We start from the raw sequence: 21,433 nt of genomic DNA on the forward strand, positions 1-21,433 counted from the left end.
AACGCACTCCTTCACTGCACGACCGCCGGATTTACGCCACCGCCACTTGGTCACAAGAGCTTCGCGGTCGTTTGCCCGCTCGCCCTGGTTGGCACCGCCTCATATCCGGTTCTTGTTCATCGGCCCGCAGTTTCGATCCACGCTTCCTCCCCACGGTCGGTCGCCCTTCCGCAGTTGCGCTTCTCTTCGTTCGCCGTGACCAGCTCACGGTGGGACTTCCACCCACAAGAATGCGCCCATGCTGGGCGCACAAACAAAAGAGCCGCCGGATTCCTCCGACGGCTCTTCGAAATTCTTGTTCTGTCCGACTTAGTTCGAGTCGAACTTCCGCACTTCCATGAAGTTGACCGCAGTGCCGCTGAAGCGGCCCGGATCGATGGAGGCTGTCTTCGTGAAGCCCTCGGCATAGACCGCGGTCGGCTGGGCACGAAGCGTCTGGCTGACGAAGCGCGGCGCCTTGACCGGCTTGGTGACCATTTCCATGCGGGCATTGGTGAGCGCCCACTGCGAGATGATCTTCTGCGTCAGCTTCGGCTCGGTGCGAACCGTTGCGCGGCTGGCGTCGGCCTCTGCCGCCTCATGCTTCGTCGGGCGGCCGCCCTTGGTCGGCAGGCCCTGCGACAGTCCATTCGCATCGGTCGGCTTCGGTGCATCGAACGCATCGCCGAAGCTTGCGGACTTCGTCGCCGGCGCCAGAGCGGCAAGCTGCAATTGCGGCCTTTCGCCCGGAACCTTTTGCGGCATTGCCGCGTTAATAGCCTGCTCGACGCTCGTGACCGGCGCCTGGTTGGATGCGACTTGACGATCGCCATCAACATTTTGCTGGTCGAGAGCATCGGCAACGGCCGGAGAAAGCGTATCTTCCTGGTCCACCATGTCGTCCTCAGCTTCGGCATCGGCACTCGCCGCGGCCAGAAGCTTCTCGGCAAGCGCCGGTCGTTCACCCGGCGTCGGAACCGCTGCGAGATTCCCCGTCATCGCAGATGGATCAGCCGAGGCGACTTCCGCGTCTCCTGGAGAGCGGCGCGGTCCGAGTAGGGAAGGAACCGGTACGCTGTAGGCGCTGAGATCTGCGAACTGCTGCTGACCTTGCTCGGTCACAGCGGAAAGGGCTTGCTGCGCTGCATTTCCGGATTGCGGAGCGACGAGGGCGCTGGCCATCTCGCTACCGCCTGGCTGATTGGCGAACGCCGGACGCACCTGCGGAATCGGCGCGTTTACACTTGCGACTTCAGTAGCCTGCGCGGGCGCTTGCTCGCCGGGATTGGCGGCGTTCGGCATGTTAACCGCTGGCGGCGTCGCCTTCGCGACCGCCACTGCTGCGGTGCTATCATCATCGGAGCTGTCTTCGGCCTCGTCGGCGCCGCCTCCAAACAGGGCTGCAAACAGCGTCTTATGCTTTGGCTGATCGCCGACCGACGAGCCCGAATAGGCGCCGGAGCTTGCCATCTGCACCTGCGTCGAGCTCACGCGACGCTTGTAATCGGCCACCGCCTGCTCGTAGCCCGGCAGCGGACGGCCATCCGATGGGATGTGCATCGTGTTGCCGTTCGGGAAGAGCCGGACCAGTTCTTCGCGGCTCATGCGCGGCCAGGCGCGGACGCCGCCGACGTCCATGTGGACGAAGGGAGAGCCGGATTTCGGATAGAATCCAACGCCGCCGACCTGCATTTTCATGCCGATGCCGCGCAAAGTGGCCAGTTTGACGTCGGGAATGAAGAAATCCATCGCCTTGCCAAGCATATGCTGGCTCTTCTCGGCGACGCCGGAATTGCGCGAGCGCGACTTCAGCATGGCGTTGGTGGCCGGAGAACGGAAGCCGCAGACGACGTTGATGTAGTCGCGCGAGCCGCTCTGACGGTAGACTTCCCAGATGAGGTCGAAAAGGCGCGGGTCCATGTTCGTCGGCTGGTTCTTACGCCAGTCGCGAAGGAACCGGTTCAGTTGCTGGAGACCCTTCGGGTCGAACCGGCCGTTGCGCTTGTAGGTGATGACGGCTTTTTCGCCGGTATGGACGAAATAGAGTTTGAGACTACGCGTTTCGCCTGCCGCCTCGGAAGGCGAACTGACTAGAACAGGCGACGAAACGGCGAGTGCGAGAAGGGCGGCCATAGCCGTCCTAAACACCTTTCCGCAAAGGCCCGTGGACCTAGTGCGCCAGTTCAAGCGCGAAGGTCTCGTATTCCGATTCAGATCCGGCAACTCAATCCCCGTCAGACAGCCGATGGTCCCTCTTTGACACCGTTGACTGTTAAATGCGGTCACACGATGGCAAAAATGCCACACGCGTTCAACCTTTTCTTTACATAGTGAACAGCCCACTAACAAGTGGTTTATGTTTCGTAACAAAAGATGATTGCCGGAGTGTTAATTAGAAAACCTATGCCGCGTCCTTCAGCGGATTGTCGGGGTCTATGCCGTAATCCTTGAGTTTCCGGTACAATGTGGACCTTCCGATACCCAATTTCCGAGCCACTTGACTCATCTGCCCCCGATAGAATTTAAGGGCGAATCGGATCAGTTCTTCCTCCACATCCGCGAGCTTGCGCACATCCCCGGCAGGGTTTGTGCTCGCAATTGCGTTGTCGGGCGCCTCCGTGATTCGTGCAACCGCCTCTTCGACGCTGGCCTGATGGGCCGGATAGTCGGTGGCTGAAAAGCCGTTTTGTCGATCGACACGCGTGTTGTCGGCGACCAGCGCCAAACGATCAACGACCTCGTATTCGGGCAGCTGTGCCGCAATCTGCGGGAAATCCGCTTCGGTCAGCTCACCGCCTTCGGCGAGGACCACCGCGCGGAAGATCGCGTTCTCGAGCTGGCGGATATTGCCCGGCCAGTCATAGGCTGTGAGAAAAGCCAATGCACCGGAGCTAACCGACATACGATGGCCGTTCTTCTGCTCGCTCGAGAAGCGCTCGGTGAAGACGCGCACGAGATGCGGAATGTCTTCCTTTCGCTTGCGGAGCGCGGGAATGGTGATCGGGAAGACATTTAGGCGATAGTAGAGGTCCTCGCGGAAGTGGCCGTTCTTGACCTCTTCGATCAGATCCTTGTTTGTCGCCGAAATCAGCCGGACATTGACCTTGTGCGCAGTGCGCGCGCCAACGGTCTCAATTTCCCCCTGCTGGACGGCGCGCAGCAGCTTGACCTGAACCTCGAGCGGCAGGTCGCCGATCTCATCGAGGAAGATAGTGCCGCCATCGGCTTCCATGAACTTGCCGATATGCTTTTCGGTGGCACCGGTGAAGGCGCCCTTTTCGTGGCCGAAGAGAATGCTTTCGACCAGATTGTGCGGAATGGCGCCGCAATTGACAGTGACGAATGGCTTGCCGGAACGGTCGCTGCCGGACTGGATCGCACGGGCGACCAGTTCCTTGCCGACGCCGGACTCGCCTTCAAGCACGACAGGAATGTTCGACTGCGCTGCGCGCTGCGCCAGATCGATGACGCGGAGCATTGCCGGGCTGGCCGAAACGATGTCATCGAAGCCGACGGCGCCGGAGCGCGATCGGCGGCCGGCGCGTGCCTTGACCTCGCGCTGGTCGAGCTTCAGGGCGTTGGAGATCGAATTGGCAATCCGCTCCGGAGAGACCGGCTTGACGACGAAATCGAAGGCGCCGGCGCGCATTGCCTGCACCACGGTCTCGATACCGCCCTGCCCTGTCTGGACAATCACCGGAACATGCGTGCCGAATTCGTGCAGTGCCTCGAGGAATTCGAGGCCCGTCATCTCCGGCATCATCAGGTCGAGAACGATGACATTATAGAGGCCGCTGCCTCTCTTCACCATCTCCAGCCCGATCCGGCCGTTTTCCGCCTGATGGACGACGTGGCCGTGACGCTCTATCGCGTTCTTGAGCAGTCGACGCTGGATCGGGTCGTCCTCGACGACGAGTATCTGCGCTGCACCCTTGAGCTCATGGTAACCGGTCATTGCTGCCTCACTTCATGCGAAACCTGAGAGGCACTTTGGCAGAAAGGCTTGAACATCCAGTTTTGAGAAACAATTGCATTTTAACGTTTGTGACGAGGCCGAATCCGACCCGAAACGGAGCTTGTGGGCAGGCGAAAGCCCCTTGATGCCAAGCCTTTAGCGGCATAGACAGTCAAGCCTGTCGCAAAAGAGGAAGAGGACTCCGATGATGAAAAACACGCTCTCCGGCACCGCCATTAATTTTTCGGCAAGTTCTGCTGCCTCCGCGACCGACGCCGCTCTGGGCGAACTGCCGACCTGGAAGCTGCAGGATCTCTACCCCTCCGCAACGTCCACGGCCTTTACCGCCGACATGGAGAAGGCCGGCAGACAGGCAATCGCCTTCGAAGAGAAGTGGAAGGGCAAGCTTGCCGATGCCGCGACAAAAAAAGGCTCCGAGGGCATCGGTCAGGCACTGAAGGAGTATGAGGCGCTGGACGACATTATCGGGCGCCTCGGCTCCTTTGCCGGCCTTACTTATTTCTCCGACACATCGAACCCGGTGAACGGCAAGCTCTATGGTGACGCCCAGACAAAGATCACCGAATTCTCCAGCCATCTGTTGTTTTTCGCGCTTGAACTCAATCGCATCGACGACGCCGTCATCAATGCCTGCATGGCAAACGACCCGGATGCCGGCCACTACCGACCCTGGCTCATCGACCTGCGCAAGGACAAGCCCTATCAGCTGGAAGACAAGCTCGAACAGCTGTTCCTAGAAAAATCGATGACCTCGGCGGCTGCCTTTAACCGCCTGTTCGACGAGACGATGGCGGACCTGCGCTTCGAGGTCGACGGCGAGAAGCTGCCGCTCGAAGTCACGCTGAACATGCTCCAGGAAAAGGATCCTGAGGTTCGCCATAAGGCTGCGATGGCGCTGGCGAAGACCTTCAAGGAAAACCTGCGCATCTTCGCGCTGATCACCAACACGCTCGCCAAGGATAAGGACATCTCGGACCGCTGGCGCGGCTTCGAGGACATTGCTGACAGCAGGCATCTTGCAAACCGTGTCGAGCGCGAGGTGGTCGACGCGCTGGCGGCTGCCGTCAAGGAAGCCTATCCCCGCCTCTCGCACCGATACTACAAGATGAAGGCAAAATGGCTCGGCATGGACCAAATGAACTTCTGGGACCGCAACGCACCGCTGCCGGAAACCTCCAATGCCGTGATTTCCTGGAACGAGGCGAAGGACACGGTGCTGTCGGCCTATGGCAACTTTGCGCCGGAGATGGCCGCAATCGCCAAGCGCTTCTTCGACGAGCAGTGGATCGACGCCCCCGTCCGCCCCGGCAAGGCGCCCGGCGCCTTCGCGCACCCGACCGTTCCGTCGGCGCACCCCTATGTGCTCGTCAACTATCTCGGCAAGCCGCGCGACGTGATGACGCTCGCCCACGAGCTTGGCCATGGCGTCCATCAGGTTCTGGCCGGCGCCCAGGGCGCGCTTATGTGCCAGACGCCGCTGACGCTTGCCGAAACCGCATCCGTCTTCGGCGAAATGCTGACTTTCCGCGCCCTTCTCGACAAGACCAAGGACAAGCGTGAGCGCAAGGCGATGCTTGCCCAGAAGGTCGAGGACATGATCAATACGGTCGTGCGCCAAATCGCCTTCTACGAGTTCGAGCGCAAAGTCCACACCGCCCGCAAGGCCGGCGAACTGACATCGGATGATATCGGAGAACTCTGGCTCTCAGTGCAGTCCGAAAGCCTCGGGCCCGCGATCAAGATCTCGGAAGGCTACGAGACCTACTGGGCTTATATCCCGCACTTCATCCACTCGCCCTTCTACGTCTACGCCTACGCCTTCGGCGATTGCCTGGTCAACTCGCTCTATGCCGTCTACCAGAAGGCCGACAAGGGCTTTCAGGAGAAGTATTTCGAGCTTCTGAAGGCGGGCGGCACCAAGCATCATTCGGAGCTTTTGAAGCCATTCGGCCTCGACGCCACCGATCCGTCGTTCTGGAGCAAGGGGTTGTCGATGATCGAAGGGCTGATCGACGAATTGGAAGCGCTTGATAAGAGCGCATAAGCTCTCGATCCAAAGGCAGGCATGACCAAGGCTGAACGCTACGTTCTGTTCCGGGATGACACGACCGGGCAAGTGATGCTCTTTTCCGATCCGTCGGAGATCATCATTGCCCGGACGCGCGCCGAGTTCCTTGCGGGCCTTGCCCGTATGGAAGAGGCAAAAGCGGCTGGCAAATGGCTGGCGGGCTACATGGCTTATGAAGCCGGCTACCTCTTCGAGGAAAAGCTCGCCGCTTTCCTACCTGAAGGCCGGGAGACGCCGCTGCTCGCCTTCGGCGTCTTCGATACTCCCGAAGCCGGTATCCATCCTCTCGCGCAGCAGACACACCGCAGCGAAAACGACGAATTCCTGAGCGAGCCCAAGGCCGGTTGGGACTTTGCTCGATATAAAGAGCGATTCGATCGCCTGCATTGGCACCTACGTCAGGGCGATTGCTACCAGGCAAACCTCACCATGCCGATCACCGCCCGCTGGTCCGGCGATCCGCGCGACGCCTTCTGGTCGCTGATTTCGAGGCAGCCTGTGAAATACGGCGCGCTGGTCGATCTCGGCGGCCCCATCCTGCTTTCACGCTCGCCCGAGCTCTTCTTCCGCACCGACGAAGAGGGCTGGATCGAAACACATCCGATGAAGGGAACGGCAAAACGCGGGGCCGATGATACCGAGGACGCGGCAATCGTCGCCGCGATGCGCGACGACATAAAGACGCAAGCCGAAAACCGCATGATCGTCGATCTGCTGCGCAACGACATCTCGCGCATCACGGAGGTCGGCACCCTGGATGTCCCGAAACTCTTCGACATCGAGACCTATCCGACCGTCCACCAGATGGTCAGCCACGTGCAGGCGAAACTCCTTCCGAATCTGACCATTCGCGATATCTTCGCTGCCCTCTTTCCCTGCGGATCGATCACCGGCGCCCCAAAACTCAGTGCCATGCAGATCCTGCACGCGCTGGAAGACACACCGCGCGACGCCTATTGCGGCGCGATCGGCATGATTGCGCCCGGCGGCGGCATGCGCTTCTCGGTGGCGATCCGCACCATTAGCCTCTTTTCCGATGGCAAGGCGGTCTTCAACGTCGGCGGCGGCATCGTCTTTGATTCCACCGCCGAAGCCGAATACGAGGAGTGCCTGCTGAAAGCGCGGTTTGCGATCGGCGATCAGGAGATCGTGCGATGAACGACTTCTCGCTGCTCGAAACACTGCGTTGGGAACCCGAAGCCGGTTTCGTCAGGCTGCGCCTGCACCTGGCGCGCCTCTCCCGCTCCGCGCGCCGCATCGGCTTTCCAGACCCCACGGATGCTACCGCGAAACTGAAAGAAGCGGTTAGCAGCGCCACAACGGCACGGCGAACGCGTCTGACGCTCGACCGGCTGGGGCAGATCGAGATCACCACGGCTCCCTTCGCGCCGATACCAGAAGGCACCACATGGAAGGTCCGGATTGCCGAAACCCGTCTCGATTCCGCCGACAAATTGCTGCGGATGAAAACGACGCGCCGTGGTGTCTACGAGACCGCACGCGCCGAATATCCGTCGTCCGAAGTTGACGAAGTTCTGCTTCTGAACGAGCGCGGCGAGGTCTGCGAAGGCACCATCACCTCAGTCTTTCTCGACGACGGATCAGGCGTGTTGCGCACGCCGCCAATCTCCTGCGGCCTGCTCGCCGGCGTCTTGCGCACCGAGTTGATCTGCCAGCGCAAGGCGCGGGTTGGACGCATCTCTGTCCACGATCTGACAGCCGGAACACTCTATATGGGTAATTCGTTGCGCGGACTGATACCGGCCCGCCTCCTCAGCTAGGCCACGATCTTCAACCGATCGCGGCCGCTTTGCTTGGCGTGGTACAGGGCTTCGTCGGCGCGGGCATAGACCTCGCGCGCCGTCTCTCCTGGCCGCAACTCCGCCAACCCTGCAGAGCAGGTGTAAGAGAAGGACGGTGCGGTGGGTATAGGACGCGCGCCGCGCACCATTCCGATGAGGCGTTCTATGATCAGTTCGGCCTGCGCCAGGGTCGTATCCGGCAGGATCAACATGAATTCCTCGCCGCCGATCCGCCCGAAGCTGTCACGTCGGCGGATAACCGGCTGCACGCGGCGTGAGAAATCAATCAGCACATCGTCGCCGAACTGGTGGCCATAGATGTCATTGATGCGCTTGAAGAAATCAAGGTCGATGATGCAGATGCAGCCCACAGTGCCGGGATTGCCAGAGGCCTGCCCCGCGATCAGGCTCTCCAGCGCCGCCATCATGAAGCGACGGTTGGAAATACTGGTCAACTCATCCGTCTGCGAGGCCCGCAGCGCAAAGTCGCGGTCCTGCCGTACGTCTCGCCCGCTTTGCTTCAGAGAGGTGATGTCGCTAGCAACACAAAGCATCCAGCCGTCTTTCTGCACGGTCTCGGTCATCCAGAACCAGCGACCGTCGACGACGTCGGTTTCGAACGCCCTGAACGGCAGCTTGCCCCGGCGCGATTGCGCGGAAACGAGCCAAGTCTCGAAATCAGCAGTGCGAATGATCGTCCCCTTGCCCGCCTTCGTATTGCGCCGCATGAGTTCCGACCACAAGGGAGTCTCGTCCGGTTCGATGGCGAAAGTCGAACGAAAGGCAGCATTTGCATAGCGCAACCGGTCTTCCTGATCGTAAACGGCGATCAGGACCGCGCTTTCTTCCTGCAATTCGGCAAGCCGCTCAGATATCTGGTTCATCCAATTGTTCCGGGGCACGCTGCAAACAATGGTTCGCACTTTGGCGCAGAGCTCAAAAAAGAAGATGGATGGCTCGGCGCCGATTGAATATTCACATGCATCGGAACACAACACCCCGAAAGGAAATTCTGCGATGTTCATCCTCGCCCTGACCTATGTGAAGCCGAACGAGGAAGCCGACAGGCATATGGAGCCGCATATGGCCTGGGTCAAGGAAGGCTATGCAAAAGGCTGGTTCCTCGCCTCCGGCCGCAAGGTGCCGCGAACTGGCGGCGTGGTGCTCGCGGTCGGTCAGCATGCCGAAATCGAGGCCTACGTCGCAAAAGATCCCTTCACGGTGCACGGCATCGCCGAATACGAGATCACCGAGGTCGCCATCACCACGACTATCGAGGGATTGGATATTTTAAAGGGCTGATTCACAACCGGCGCACCGCCAATTCACTGTGCTCTACTTGGAGCACGGGCCGCCCCAAACTTAGGTGTACCTCGACCGCCAAAACGCTTCACCATAGAGTCCGCATGGTCCGTTGCCCGATATGTCTCTCACGAAAGACAGGAGCGCATTATGTCACAGGCTGAAGCAAAACGCGGTACGATGGGTCAGCAGAAGTCAGGTATGACCCAGAACAACACCTCACAGCCCGGAAGATTGCGGCCCGAAGAGTTGGTCCCGTCGCGCTACGCGGTCCGGGTCGGCGAGATTGACGTGCTGGTGGTCAGCGATGGGGTACTGCCGCTTCCAACCGCGATGTTGGGACATAACGCCGACCCGACCGCCCGGGCTGGCTGGCTCGACGATATGTTCCTGCCGCAGGACGCTTTCGACTGGTCGCTGAATGCGGTTCTTGTACGCAGTGGTGGGCAGACCATACTCATCGACGCTGGGCTGGGATTGGACCCGGACTTGAACTTGCCGCGGGCCGGGCAGTTGACCAAGCGACTGGAGGCGGCTGGCATCGATCTTGGATCCGTCACCGACATCGTGCTGACCCACATGCACATGGACCACGTTGGCGGGCTGCTCGTCGACGGGGTGAAGGAGCGGCTGCGGCCGGACCTGCGGATCCACGTGGCGGCCGCCGAGGTCAAATTCTGGGAGGCGCCCGATTTCTCCCGCGTCTCGATGCCGCCGGGGTTCCCGGACGCGCTTCGGGCGGCGGCCAAGCGGTTCACCGAAGAATACCGCAGCCATCTGCGGCTGTTCGATGAGGAGCAAGAAGTGGCGCCGGGCGTGGTCGCCACACGTACCGGCGGCCACACCCCCGGGCATTGCGTGGTCCGCGTGGCGTCCGGCGGTGATCGGCTGATGTTTGCCGGCGACGCCGTGTTTGCGGTCGGGTTCGAACACCCCGACTGGTATAACGGTTTCGAACACGATCCAGAAGAGGCGGCCCGCGTCCGGGTCCGACTTTTGCGGGAGCTGGCGGAGACCGGCGCACAGCTCGTTGCCACGCACCTGCCGTTCCCGTCCGTCGGCCATGTGGCGGTTGATGGCGATGCTTTCCGTTGGGTCCCGGCCTTCTGGGACTACTGACCGGTTGGGTCGACCATTCCGCGCAAGCGCCTCGTCGACCGAGCGCCCATGCGTAAACGGTCGAACCTGCACTGGAAAAAACCGACTAGGCTCTTGATGGGCCTAGTCGCTGCAGCAGTCTAAGGCAGCAAAAATGTCCCAAATGAAATGCGCCGGCCGCTAGCCGGCACCGCACCGCGCCTCTCGCCTTACGAGGGATACATCTGCCGCGGCTTCAAGAGGGCTACTCCGTTTTCACTACATGGACAGTTTTGGCAAAATGGCTCCATAATGAACTCGAGGGAACGAATGGCCTGGGGACGTCCGTATGGAATCGGTTTCTATCGCGTTGGTCGATGATCATCCATTAATGCTGGCAGGTTTGGTGGATCTATTTAAACTGAACGAGGATTTCACGGTCGCGGCGACGGGAAGCAAGGCCAGCGACGTTCTCAAGATCAACGCGGAAATCCGCCCGGACGTATTCGTGGTGGACGTGATGATGCCTGGGAACATATTCGAGGTCATCGCGAAAATCGTCGCGACTTCGCCAAAGACAAAGTTCCTCGCCTTCACTGCCCTGACGAGAAGCGACATCGCCGTTCGCGCACTCAATGCCGGCGCGACCGGGTATGTTCTTAAGGGCAGTGATGCCGGCGAGCTTATTCAGGGCGTAAGGGCTGTGCATAACGGCGAAACCTTCATTACGCCGGCGTTTGCCTGCAAGGTCATCGAAGAGCTCAAGATTTCTTCGCTGCGCAAGATGGCGTCCGGAACCGTCAAGCTCAGTATTCGCGAGGGACAAATTGTCGGCATGCTCATGCGCGGAGCCACAAACAAGCAGATCGCGGCCGATTTGCGTATCGGCGAAAAGACCGTAAAGAACTACATGACCATCCTGATGCAGAAGCTTCATGCGCGAAACCGCCTCGAGGTGCTCATTGCGGCGCAGAAGCTTGAGGTCGACGATCATCAAGACCGGGAGCCAATGCTGCGCCATTGATAAATGTCTTCGGCTCCAACTCGTCGTTGTTTTCGCCGCTCTTGCCAGGTCTAGGCGCTGTTGATTTCGAGTGGCACGCGAGTCACGAGTTGCATTCCCGCTTTGCCTCGCCGCCTGATTTGTACCGAGCCGGCAAACGCTTCAACCCGGTTGCGAATTCCCTGCAGACCGAGCGGCCTACGGCGCGCTTCGGTCGTCGAAGTTGGTGAGAAACCCGGTCCACCGTCGCTGATTACGATTGTGATGGATTCTTCATTCGCGATGGCGATAACACGTTGATCGCGGCCGGCTGCGTGATGAAAGGCATTGTTGAGCCCTTCCTGAACCACGCGGTAAAGACAGATTTTCAGCGGGTGAGCGGTGCTCTTCTGAAGTCCCCTGTAGCGGGCCTTTACGATGGACCCGGTCGCATGCTCGTGCCGCTCGACGGCAACGCGAAGTGCGGCCTCCAAGGACATGTTTTCGAGCTCCGGAAGTACCAGATCCGTCGAGAGCTCCCGCAACTCCGTCAAAACCTGGCCCGCCAGGCGAAGTGGCGAGATGTCGGCTCTCGTCACGTTCGAGGGGCCGACGGCATCGGCCGGGTCGCCAGGCGTCTTCGGGACCGGCGTCCCCAGCCTGAGGATCAGCAGGCCCAGCAACTGTATCGGCCCGTCGTGCAGATCTGAACCGATACGATTCAAGAGAGCCTCGTTTGATTTGCTGGCATCCATGCGCGCCTGATCGGCGGTCTTGCGCAGCTGCCTGTTCTGCTCCGCCAATGCTTGCGCGCTGGCGAGTTGGGCCTTGAGCGTCACGCTCTGGCGCCGGATCAGCCTACTGGCACGCCGAACGATCAGGAAGAGCAGGCCCATGATGGCCACCGTCGTTGCTCCAACGATGGCCCACGTCCTTCGTTGGACCCGGTCGCGTTGCGCTATGAACTCGCCAGCCTCCTCGTAGAGTTCTCCGACCGCCATGACCTCGTGGACGTTGGAACGATAGATCGGCCCATAGATTTCGATCAGCGGGCGCTGTTCCGGCTGTCCACCGTCCTCGTCATCATCGTGTCCAGTTTCCAGTTGTGCCACCACCTGGCCAGCAAACGCCTGCTCGATATCCTTTGACGGAAGGCGCTTGCCCATAAGCGATTTATCAGTGCTGTAGAGAACTGTTCCGTCCCGCTCCCAGATTCGGAACCCCTCCACGCGCGTCGCCAGGTCCGTGCCGATCAGCAGCCTGTCCAGTTGCTGCTGTCGCTCGGCCGAAACACGTGGGCCGTCCGGGCCTTCCTCAATATGGCCGGCAAGGAAGCCCTCCATGTAGAGGGCCCCGGATTCTGCTCGGCTGCGAAGCTGGTTCGCGGCAATCTGCGAACTCAGCCACTCGCCGAGGATCGCCATCGAGCCGCCGATGATTAAGGTAGCGACGAGCAAGAATTGGGTCGTCAGATCAAGGCTGTGCCAGAAGCGGATTGCCCAGGAGCCGCGGCCGGTGGCGGCTTCATCGCCGGGGACATAAGTCACGCTCTCCTTTGGGTACAAAGTCCCTCCTTTCAGGCGACGAAGGTCCGCACAATTCTCTGGACCTTTGGAACTATTCCGTCCGGTGCCCTTCGCGACATTATCCCATCATCGAAGATTATGTGGGCTTTTCTTGCGTTTGTATCTGGTGCGCGAACGCAGTCGACAAGAAAAGACGTTCGTGCGCCAAGCAACGCACGAGAATAGTTCAAGTTTCATCAAGTTTACCATGCGGTGAAGAAATTCAGCTGGTGCTAGGGAGAGCAAAATGGTCAGCTATATTCGTTCCGATCTCGAGTTCATTCTCGCGCAAATCAAGATCGCCGAAGCGCATGCCGCCGGGCAACCGCTATACGGTCCGGGCGGGTTGATCCCTACCTACAATCTGGCCTGGGGCCTCAGAACCGTCGACGGTAGCTACAACAATCTGCTCAATCCCAATTGGGGCTCATCGGACGAGCCGTTCCGGGAGGGGCTCGGAACCGACTTCCGGACGCTGTTTGTCGATGCCGACCCGGGACCTGGCGTCCAGATGACCCAGGTTACCTATACGCCAGGCGTCGATGTCGACGGCCCGACGATGACGCTTCCCGACGGCACGGTCATCGGCAATCGCGCAGGCCCCGGCGACGTGATCGATCCTGAAGTGCGCATCATCTCCAATCTCATTGTCGACCAGACACTTGGCAATCCTTCGGCGATCCTGACTGCCCTGCAGCGCGCCGGCGTCGATGATCCCGGCCTTGTCATTACCGGGACAATTTCCGACGCCTATGCACCGTTGCAGCCGCTGTTCGAGGCTCTGGGCGATGCCCAACGCGCCTATGCGAACGCTTCCGCCGCCGCGGCGGCAAGCCCGAACAATGCCGCCTTGCAGACGGCCGCAGCCAATGCCGCCGCTGCGGTCGAATTAGCCAGAACGATGCTGGAAACCGATCCCGGATACACCACGCTGACAACCTTGCTCGACGATAACGGCATCGAGCTCGACGGCACCAACCTTCGCATCACCAACAACGCGCCGGACGAAGGCCTCTCGGCGCCTTTCAATTCCTGGTTCACGCTGTTCGGCCAGTTCTTCGACCACGGCCTCGACCTCGTCGGCAAGGGCGGAAGCGGCACCGTGATGATCCCCCTGATGCCGGACGATCCGCTCTATGTGCCCGGCAGCAGCACCAATTTCATGGTCTTGACCCGCGCGACCGTTGGTCCTGGTGCAGATGGCATCCTCGTCGACAACCCCAACACGGCTGTCGATGAAAGCGCCGACAATGTCCGGCCGATCAACACCACGACGGCCTTTGTCGATCAGAACCAGACCTATACATCGCACCCCTCGCATCAGGTGTTCCTGCGCGAATACGTGATGGCCAACGGGCGCCCGGTTGCGACCGGCGAACTGATCCAGGGCCAGCAAGGCGGCATGGCCACCTGGGCGGACCTGAAGGCTCAGGCTGCCGATTTGCTTGGCATCCAACTGCTCGACAGTGACGTGGGCAATGTTCCGCTGCTGCTGACCGACCCCTATGGCGAATTCATCCGCGGAGCGAATGGTTTCGTGCAGATCATGACGACGACCGGTCTGGTGGAAGCTGATCCCGCGGCCAACGGCGGTCTTGGTACGTTGCTGCCTGCGAACACCTTGCGCACAGGCCACGCATTTCTCGCCGATATTGCCCATTCGGCGGTGCCTGGCGGCCTTGCAGACGGCGATATCGAAATCGGTCTTAATAATCCCGGCAACCTACCGGGTGTCTACGACGACGAACTGCTTAATGCGCACTATGTGGCGGGCGATGGCCGCGCCAACGAGAATATCGGCCTGACCGCGGTCCACCATGTCTTCCATGCCGAGCATAACCGACTGGTAGAGCACACCAAGGCTATCACCATCGCCGATGCGGCTGCCATGCTTGCAGGCGGAGCGACCCAGGCGGAGGCTGTCACCTTCCTCAACGAATGGCTGATCGATGACGTCACTGCCGTTCCCGCCGATCAAGCGGCAATAAATGCGCTGGTTTGGGATGGCGAGCGCCTGTTCCAGGCTGCAAAGTTCGGCACCGAGATGCAGTACCAGCATCTCGTCTTTGAAGAGTTCGCCCGCAAGATCCAGCCAAACATCAACGTGTTCCTTGTTCCCGACGGGTTTGACGTCACCATCGATCCCTCGATCGTCGCAGAGTTTGCGCATGTGGTGTATCGCTTCGGTCATTCGATGCTGACGGAAACGATCGACCGTTTCGACCCATCCTTCACGCAGGACCAGATCGGCCTGATCGAAGGCTTCCTCAATCCCGTCCAGTTCACGAACAACGGTGGTAACAACCCCATCGACGCCGAGGTTGCGGCCGGAGCCATCATTCGCGGCATGACGCGCCAGGCGGGCAACGAAATCGACGAGTTCGTCACCAGCGCGCTGCGCAACAACCTCCTCGGCTTGCCGCTCGACCTTGCGACCATCAACCTGGCGCGCGGTCGTGATACGGGCGTTCCCACCCTCAACGAGGCGCGCGCCCAATTCTATGAAGCAACCGACGAGAACTCGCTGCTGAAGCCCTATGAAAGCTGGGTGGACTTCGCCGGCAACCTCAAGCACGAAGCCTCGATCATCAATTTCATCGCGGCCTACGGCACGCACTCGACGCTGACGAGCGCCACAACGCTCGAGGAGAAGCGCGCCGCCGCAATGGCCCTGGTCGGCCTCGGCGGAGGCACGCTGGACGAAGCCGATCGGCTGGCGTTCCTGAACGGCACGGGGATCTACGCCGGCGATCTCGGCGGCCTGAACAAGGTCGATCTCTGGATTGGTGGTCTGGCCGAAAAGATCATGCCCTTCGGCGGCATGCTGGGCTCCACCTTCAACTTCGTCTTCGAAACGCAGATGGAAAGTCTGCAGAACGGCGACCGCTTCTACTATCTGCAGCGCCTCGATGGCTTGCACCTGTTCAGCGAGATGGAAGGCAATTCCTTCGCCGGAATGATCATGCGCAACACCAACGCTACGCACCTGCCATCCGACGTCTTCTCGACGCCCGGCCTCATTCTTGAGGTCGATCGCACCAAGCAATACAACCCCGGGCTTGGCGAAACTGCCGGCGCCGACGGCCTCATGGACGACGATCCGACCACGGCCGTCAACGAAGCCGCCGACAATTTCGGCAACGATCCGACCGGCGGCAGCATCCTGACGCCGCTGGTGATCCGCGACAATCCGCAGACACCGACCCTCGACACCAACTACCTGCGCTACACCGGCGGTGAGCATGTGCTGCTCGGGGGCACCGATGCGGCTGACGTGCTGATCGCCAGCATCGGCGACGACACCCTGTTCGGTGACGGTGGCAACGACAGGCTCGAGGGCGGCTTCGGCAACGACATCATCAACGGCGGCGCCGGTGACGATATCATCCGTGACGCGGGCGGCGACGACAACATCAAGGCCAACGAAGGCAACGACGTCGTCCACGCCGGCCCCGGCCTCGATCTCGTGCTCGGCGGCGACGGCCAGGACTTCATCGTGCTCGGCACTGACATGGGTTCGGAAGTCTTCGGCGGCACCGGCAACGACTTCATTCTCGGCAACAAGAACGCCGAACGCATCCTCGGCAACGAGGGAGACGACTGGCTCGAAACCGGCACATTCGACGGTGCCCCAGGCGACAACTTCGATGAAATCTTCGCCCGCGACGGTATCCGCGGCAACGACGTGTTCCTCGGCGACGGCGGCTTCGACGAGTTTATCGGTGAAGGCGGCGACGACATCTTCGTCGGCAGCCCCGGCCGCGGCAAGATGGCCGGCATGTCCGGCTTCGACTGGGCGACCTACCAGGAAAACAGCGCCTTCGTGAACGCCGATCTTTCGGTCCCTATCGTCTTCGACGAAGCGCCGACGCTGCCGCAGAACACCGCGCTTGACGAGTTCGAGTCGGTCAACGGCCTGTCCGGCACGCGGTTCAACGACATTCTCGCCGGGTCCAACGAGGATGCTGCAAGTCTCCTGCCGCTTGCTCAGGGCGGCGGGACGGGCTTCCTCGGCAGCGCGCTCGATGTGCAGGGGATTGCCCTGATCAACGGCCTGCAGGACGTGGTGGGGGCTGGCGTGACCTCCTTTGCGGCCGGCGACATCATTCTCGGCGGTGACGGCAGCGACACGATCAAGGGCAATGCCGGCGACGACATCATCGACGGCGACAAGTGGCTCAATGTGCGCATCAGCATCCGGCAGAATGTCGGTCCGAACGGCGGCACCGGCCCGGAAGTCGCCAGTGCCTCGCGCATGACGGCGAACGTGACGCTGAACGGCGTGACGAAGCCGCTGACGGCCTGGATGCTCGAAGGGGCGATCAACCCTGGACAGCTGACCATCGTCCGCGAGATCCTGACAGACACGACATCGGGCGACATCGACACTGCGGTCTATTCCGAAGTGATGGCGAACTACTCGTTTGCGACCGGCGCCGACGGCACGTTGCGCGTCTCCCATACCGGCGGCGCCAACCCAATCGAGGGCACCGACTCGCTGCGCAACATCGAACGCCTGCAATTTTCCGACGCCACGGTTGGCGTGGTCGTCGGTACCGCGTTCAGCGACAACGGCGTGGCTCCGCAGGGCCCGCCGTCGGACAACCGCCCGGTCATCAACGGCACGGCGGAGAACGAGCTGATCCTCGGGCTTGCCGGCGCCGACGTGCTCAATGGATTTGCCGGGAACGATATTCTCGTCGGCGGTCCCGGTGCCAGCGTTGCACTTTCCAGCTATGCGGACAACTTCAACAGCAGCAGCTTCGGCAACACCGATGGTTCGGCCAATTGGGGACCGGATTGGATTGAAACCGCTGACAACAACAGCACGACCACAGGCCAGATCCAGATTGATGGCAACGCTGCGAACAATGCCTCCAATAATGTGCTGGCATTCCTTGCCGGCGATGGCGCGCAAATCCAGCGCACGCTTGACCTCAGCAACGCGACCGCCCCGACGCTGAACTACACCGTGACCAGGAATGGCCTGGACGGCGGTGCCGACAACGACAACGTCACCGTGTTCTTCTCGCGAGATGGGAGCAACTTCGTGCAGGTCGACATCATCAGTTCGACCAGCACCATTACCCCTCGCGCGATCGACCTAACTCAGTTCGGCACTGGGCCCTTCACCGCCAACGCCGCAATCCGCTTCGTGGCGTCCAGCCTCGAAGCCGGCGAGTCCGTGACGATCGACGGCCTGGCGGTCAACTTCACCGTTGTCAACGGCGGGGTCGACACCCTCAACGGCGGTCTGGGAAACGACATCTATTCCTTCTCCCTCGGCGACGGAAACGACGTGATCAACGAAGCCGTGAACGCCACGAGCGGCGGCACGGCCGACCTGATCTCGATCCTTGCGCCGACCACCGGCATCGATCCGCTCACGGATGAGCCGATCCTGACGCTGACCGGGCTCAACGCCTTCGACGACAACACGAACTCCGCCACCGGAAGCCTGGTGATCAACTACACCATGCCGAGCGGTGCGACCAACGTGACGCAAACGATCACGGTCAACGGTCAGTACACCGGCAACAACGCACAGACCGGGGTCGAACGCATCAACTTCAACAATGCCACCTACGAAGGCTACCTGCTGGGAGCCGCCGACTACCTGATCAACCGCGCCGATGGCGGCGGCAACCGGACCATCGATCTGACCGCATCAGCGGCGAACAACTTCATCGCCGGTGAGAATGGCACGAACGACGATATTACTGGTGGCCTCGGCAACGATCTGATCTTCGGCGGGACAGGCGACAACGTTCTCGACGGCGGCGACGGCGACGACCTCATCGTCGGCGGTTCGGGTGCCGGCGACAATGACGTCATCGATGGCGGTCTCGGAATCGACACCATGATCGGCCTTGCGGGCAATGACACCTATATCGTCGATGACCTCGAGGACGTCGTCGTCGAAGCAGCCGGTGCCGGCACCGATACCGTCGAGACCCTGATGGCTGCGCTTTCGATCGAGGCCATGGCGAATGTCGAAAACCTCACCTACACCGGCCTCGATGCCGACCAGTTCGTCGGCACAGGCAATGCGGGCAACAACATCATCAGCGGCGGCGACCTTGCCGATACGCTGAGCGGCCTGGCAGGTAACGACACGCTGAACGGTGGCATTGGTACCGACACGCTGATTGGTGGCGCCGGCACCGATACCCTCAACGGCGGCACGGAAGCCGACAACATGCAGGGTGGTGCCGATAATGACACCTATATCGTCGACGATGCTGGCGACGTGGTAACGGAACTTGCCGGCGGTGGCACGGCCGACGTCGTCAATGCGTCGATCACCTATACGCTCGGTGCGGAAGTTGAAAATCTGACGCTGACCGGCGCAGCCGCGATCAATGGCAGCGGCAACGGTCTCGCCAATGTTATCACCGGCAATGGCTCGAACAACCAGCTGTTCGGCGGTGGCGGCGGCGATACGATCGATGGCGGCAACGGCAACGATCTGATTGACGGCGGTCAGGGCGACGATACCTTGAGCGGCGGCATCGGCAACGACGTCGACAACATCATCGGCGGCACCGGCAACGACACGATCAACCTGCTGGCCAACGACGGCGGCAACGACGTCCTGATCTACAATGCCCTCGGGTTCGGCGCTGACATCGTCAACAATTTCGATGCCACCGGCGGAACCGCTGCGACACAGGACCTCATCGATCTCAGTACCTTCGGTATCACCGCAGCGAACTTCGCAACGCGCCTCGGGATCGCCGCCGTCGACGGCCCCAACAATACGCTCCTCACTGTACGCGATGCGGGCGGGGCCACCATTGGCACCATACGCATCAACGGCATCGCTCCAGCCAATATCACGACGTCGGACTTCATACTGGCCACCGCCACCAACACGATCAACGGGACAGCCGCGGGCACGACGATCCCCGGCACGGCCGGCGCCGATACGATCAACGCCCTTGCCGGCAATGACACGGTCAATGCCGGGGCGGGCAACGACATCATCAACGGTGGCACAGGCAACGATACGCTGAACGGCCAGGACGGCGACGATACGTTCAACTGGAACGCCAATCCGCCACCACCCCCAGCCGGGAACGTGACCGACGGCAGGGACGTGATCGACGGCGGTAACGAGGGAGCGCTAGGCGATACCTTCGTCATCAGCGGCAATACGACGGCCGAAATCTACCGGATCTACACCCGGGCGGCCTTCGACGCGGTCGCGGGCAACACTCTCAACGGCATCAATGCCGCCACCGAGATCATCATTACCCGCAACGGCACGAACGCGGCTTCGATCATCGCAGAGCTGCGCGACATCGAGGAAATCCGCATCAACAACGTCGAACCCGTCGTCAGCGGTGCTGCGGGCAACGACACCTTCCAGATTATCGGCGATTTCTCCGGAACCAGCCTGCGTCTCAACACCATTACGATCGACGGTGACGAGGGAGACGACACAATCGATATCTCGGCGCTGACCTCCGCACATCGGATCGTCTTCAGGTCGAACGGCGGCAACGACACGATCGTCGGGACGCTGCGGCCGCAGGACGTGATCGAACTGCCCGATGGAAAGACGGCGGCTGACTATGTGACGACGACGGAAAATGGCGTGACGACCATGACCTGCGGCGAACACAGTATCACGTTCACCACGTCCGGCGGCATGCCGCAGGTCGGCGGCGACGATGACACACCGGCCGGTGACGATAATGAACAAGGCGGCGACGATACGCCGGCGCCGGCCCCCGAAGCAACGACCGGACCGGCCATGGTCGGCACAGCCAATGCCGATGTGCTCCTAGGCACCGCAAATGGCGAGACGATCATCGCCCTTGGCGGCAACGATACGGCCATCGGCGGCGGTGGTGCCGACATCATGCGCGGCGAGGATGGTGACGACTTCATGAGTGCTGAAGGCGGCAACGACATCGTCTTTGGCGGCATGGGCAATGATGACCTCCTCGGAGGAGCCGGCAACGACATGCTCTACGGCGATGCAGGGTCCGATCGGATCTTCGGTGATGCCGGAAATGACCTGATCCACACCGGTGCCGGCAACGACACTGCGTACGGCGGGGAGGGCGACGATCTCTTCGTCGCCGAGGCCGGTGACGGCGACGACACATACTACGGCGATGCCGGAAGCGATACGCTCGACATGGCAGCGATCACCGCCAACCTGACGGTCGATCTCGGCAATGGCTTCATGGGCAGGGGAAGCGCATCGAGCAGTCAGTCCGGCAGCGACATGGTTTGGAACGTCGAAAACGTCGTCACCGGCTCAGGGGCCGATACGATCACCGCCAGCCGCGCGGCAAACGTTATCGACGGCGGCGCCGGCAGTGACACCTTCCGCTTCCTTTCCGAAGCGGACGCCGACGGTGATACGATCGTCAGCTTCCAGCCCGGGGACAAAATCGACTTCAGCGGCATCGATGCCAATGGCGGCGCCAGTGGCAACCAGTCCTTCACGTTGGTCGCGGCATCGACGCTGAGCAGTGCGGCTCAACTGATCGTCACGCATGAAACGCGTGAAGACGGTGACTATACGGTCGTGCAGGCGAACGTCGACGACGACAATGCCGCCGAGCTTCGCCTCAGCATCAAGGGAACGCATAATCTCACAAGCACGGATTTCAATCTGTAGTCCGCAACCTGTGGCGAGCCGACTTGCCGGCCCGCCACACCATC

At 61.0% G+C, this 21,433-nt stretch carries 10 protein-coding genes and 2 pseudogenes; 7 read left to right on the forward strand and 5 right to left on the reverse strand.

Annotation, left to right across the window (positions count from 1 at the left end; translation table 11 throughout):
* Positions 1-309 precede the first annotated feature (309 nt).
* The 3 genes and pseudogenes from C934_RS0107275 to C934_RS0107280 form a co-directional block, all read right to left on the reverse strand.
* Positions 310-2,202: a DUF882 domain-containing protein gene (locus C934_RS0107275; protein WP_026371632.1), complete on the reverse strand. Its 1,893-nt coding sequence runs from the start codon at positions 2,200-2,202 to the stop codon at positions 310-312.
* A gap of 178 nt (positions 2,203-2,380) precedes the next feature.
* A pseudogene (locus tag C934_RS36400) lies at positions 2,381-2,605 on the reverse strand (helix-turn-helix domain-containing protein); the annotation flags it as partial.
* A gap of 65 nt (positions 2,606-2,670) precedes the next feature.
* Positions 2,671-3,934: pseudogene (locus tag C934_RS0107280) on the reverse strand (sigma-54-dependent transcriptional regulator); the annotation flags it as partial.
* Positions 3,935-4,142: 208 nt separating this feature from the next.
* On the opposite strand from C934_RS0107280, the gene C934_RS0107285 reads away from it, so the two are divergent.
* Genes C934_RS0107285 through C934_RS0107295 form a run of 3 tightly spaced genes read left to right on the forward strand, consistent with a single transcriptional unit; the run spans position 4,143 to position 7,804 of the window.
* The gene (locus C934_RS0107285) at positions 4,143-5,999 is read left to right on the forward strand and encodes a M3 family oligoendopeptidase (protein ID WP_026371633.1); all 1,857 of its coding nucleotides are present in this window, start codon (positions 4,143-4,145) and stop codon (positions 5,997-5,999) included.
* Between the two features lie 21 nt (positions 6,000-6,020).
* Positions 6,021-7,181, forward strand: a complete 1,161-nt coding sequence (locus tag C934_RS0107290; protein WP_018856044.1) for an aminodeoxychorismate synthase component I — start codon at positions 6,021-6,023, stop codon at positions 7,179-7,181.
* Positions 7,178-7,804: an aminotransferase class IV family protein gene (locus tag C934_RS0107295; RefSeq protein WP_018856045.1), complete on the forward strand. Its 627-nt coding sequence runs from the start codon at positions 7,178-7,180 to the stop codon at positions 7,802-7,804. The genes C934_RS0107290 and C934_RS0107295 overlap by 4 nt, the downstream gene beginning before the upstream one ends.
* Here the strand turns inward: C934_RS0107295 and C934_RS0107300 are convergent.
* Positions 7,801-8,709: a sensor domain-containing diguanylate cyclase gene (locus tag C934_RS0107300; RefSeq protein WP_018856046.1), complete on the reverse strand. Its 909-nt coding sequence runs from the start codon at positions 8,707-8,709 to the stop codon at positions 7,801-7,803. The two genes, C934_RS0107295 and C934_RS0107300, sit on opposite strands and share 4 nt — an antisense overlap.
* A gap of 133 nt (positions 8,710-8,842) precedes the next feature.
* Here C934_RS0107300 and C934_RS0107305 point away from each other — a divergent pair, with 133 nt between their 5' ends.
* The 3 genes from C934_RS0107305 to C934_RS0107315 all read left to right on the forward strand — a co-directional run bounded on the left by C934_RS0107305 (position 8,843) and on the right by C934_RS0107315 (position 11,228).
* Positions 8,843-9,127 carry a YciI family protein gene (locus C934_RS0107305; protein WP_018856047.1) on the forward strand — a complete coding sequence of 95 codons (285 nt, stop codon included), beginning with the start codon at positions 8,843-8,845 and terminating at the stop codon, positions 9,125-9,127.
* Between the two features lie 180 nt (positions 9,128-9,307).
* Positions 9,308-10,246: an MBL fold metallo-hydrolase gene (locus C934_RS0107310; protein ID WP_026371634.1), complete on the forward strand. Its 939-nt coding sequence runs from the start codon at positions 9,308-9,310 to the stop codon at positions 10,244-10,246.
* Positions 10,247-10,553: 307 nt separating this feature from the next.
* Positions 10,554-11,228 carry a response regulator gene (locus tag C934_RS0107315; RefSeq protein ID WP_018856049.1) on the forward strand — a complete coding sequence of 225 codons (675 nt, stop codon included), beginning with the start codon at positions 10,554-10,556 and terminating at the stop codon, positions 11,226-11,228.
* Positions 11,229-11,278: 50 nt separating this feature from the next.
* Here the strand turns inward: C934_RS0107315 and C934_RS0107320 are convergent, their stop codons facing one another.
* Positions 11,279-12,733: a sensor histidine kinase gene (locus C934_RS0107320; RefSeq protein WP_018856050.1), complete on the reverse strand. Its 1,455-nt coding sequence runs from the start codon at positions 12,731-12,733 to the stop codon at positions 11,279-11,281.
* Between the two features lie 265 nt (positions 12,734-12,998).
* Here C934_RS0107320 and C934_RS35575 point away from each other — a divergent pair, with 265 nt between their 5' ends.
* Positions 12,999-21,389 carry a peroxidase family protein gene (locus C934_RS35575; protein WP_018856051.1) on the forward strand — a complete coding sequence of 2,797 codons (8,391 nt, stop codon included), beginning with the start codon at positions 12,999-13,001 and terminating at the stop codon, positions 21,387-21,389.
* Positions 21,390-21,433 lie beyond the last annotated feature (44 nt).

The sequence above is a fragment of the Rhizobium sp. 42MFCr.1 genome, assembly GCF_000377185.1.
Classification (GTDB): domain Bacteria; phylum Pseudomonadota; class Alphaproteobacteria; order Rhizobiales; family Rhizobiaceae; genus Rhizobium; species Rhizobium altiplani.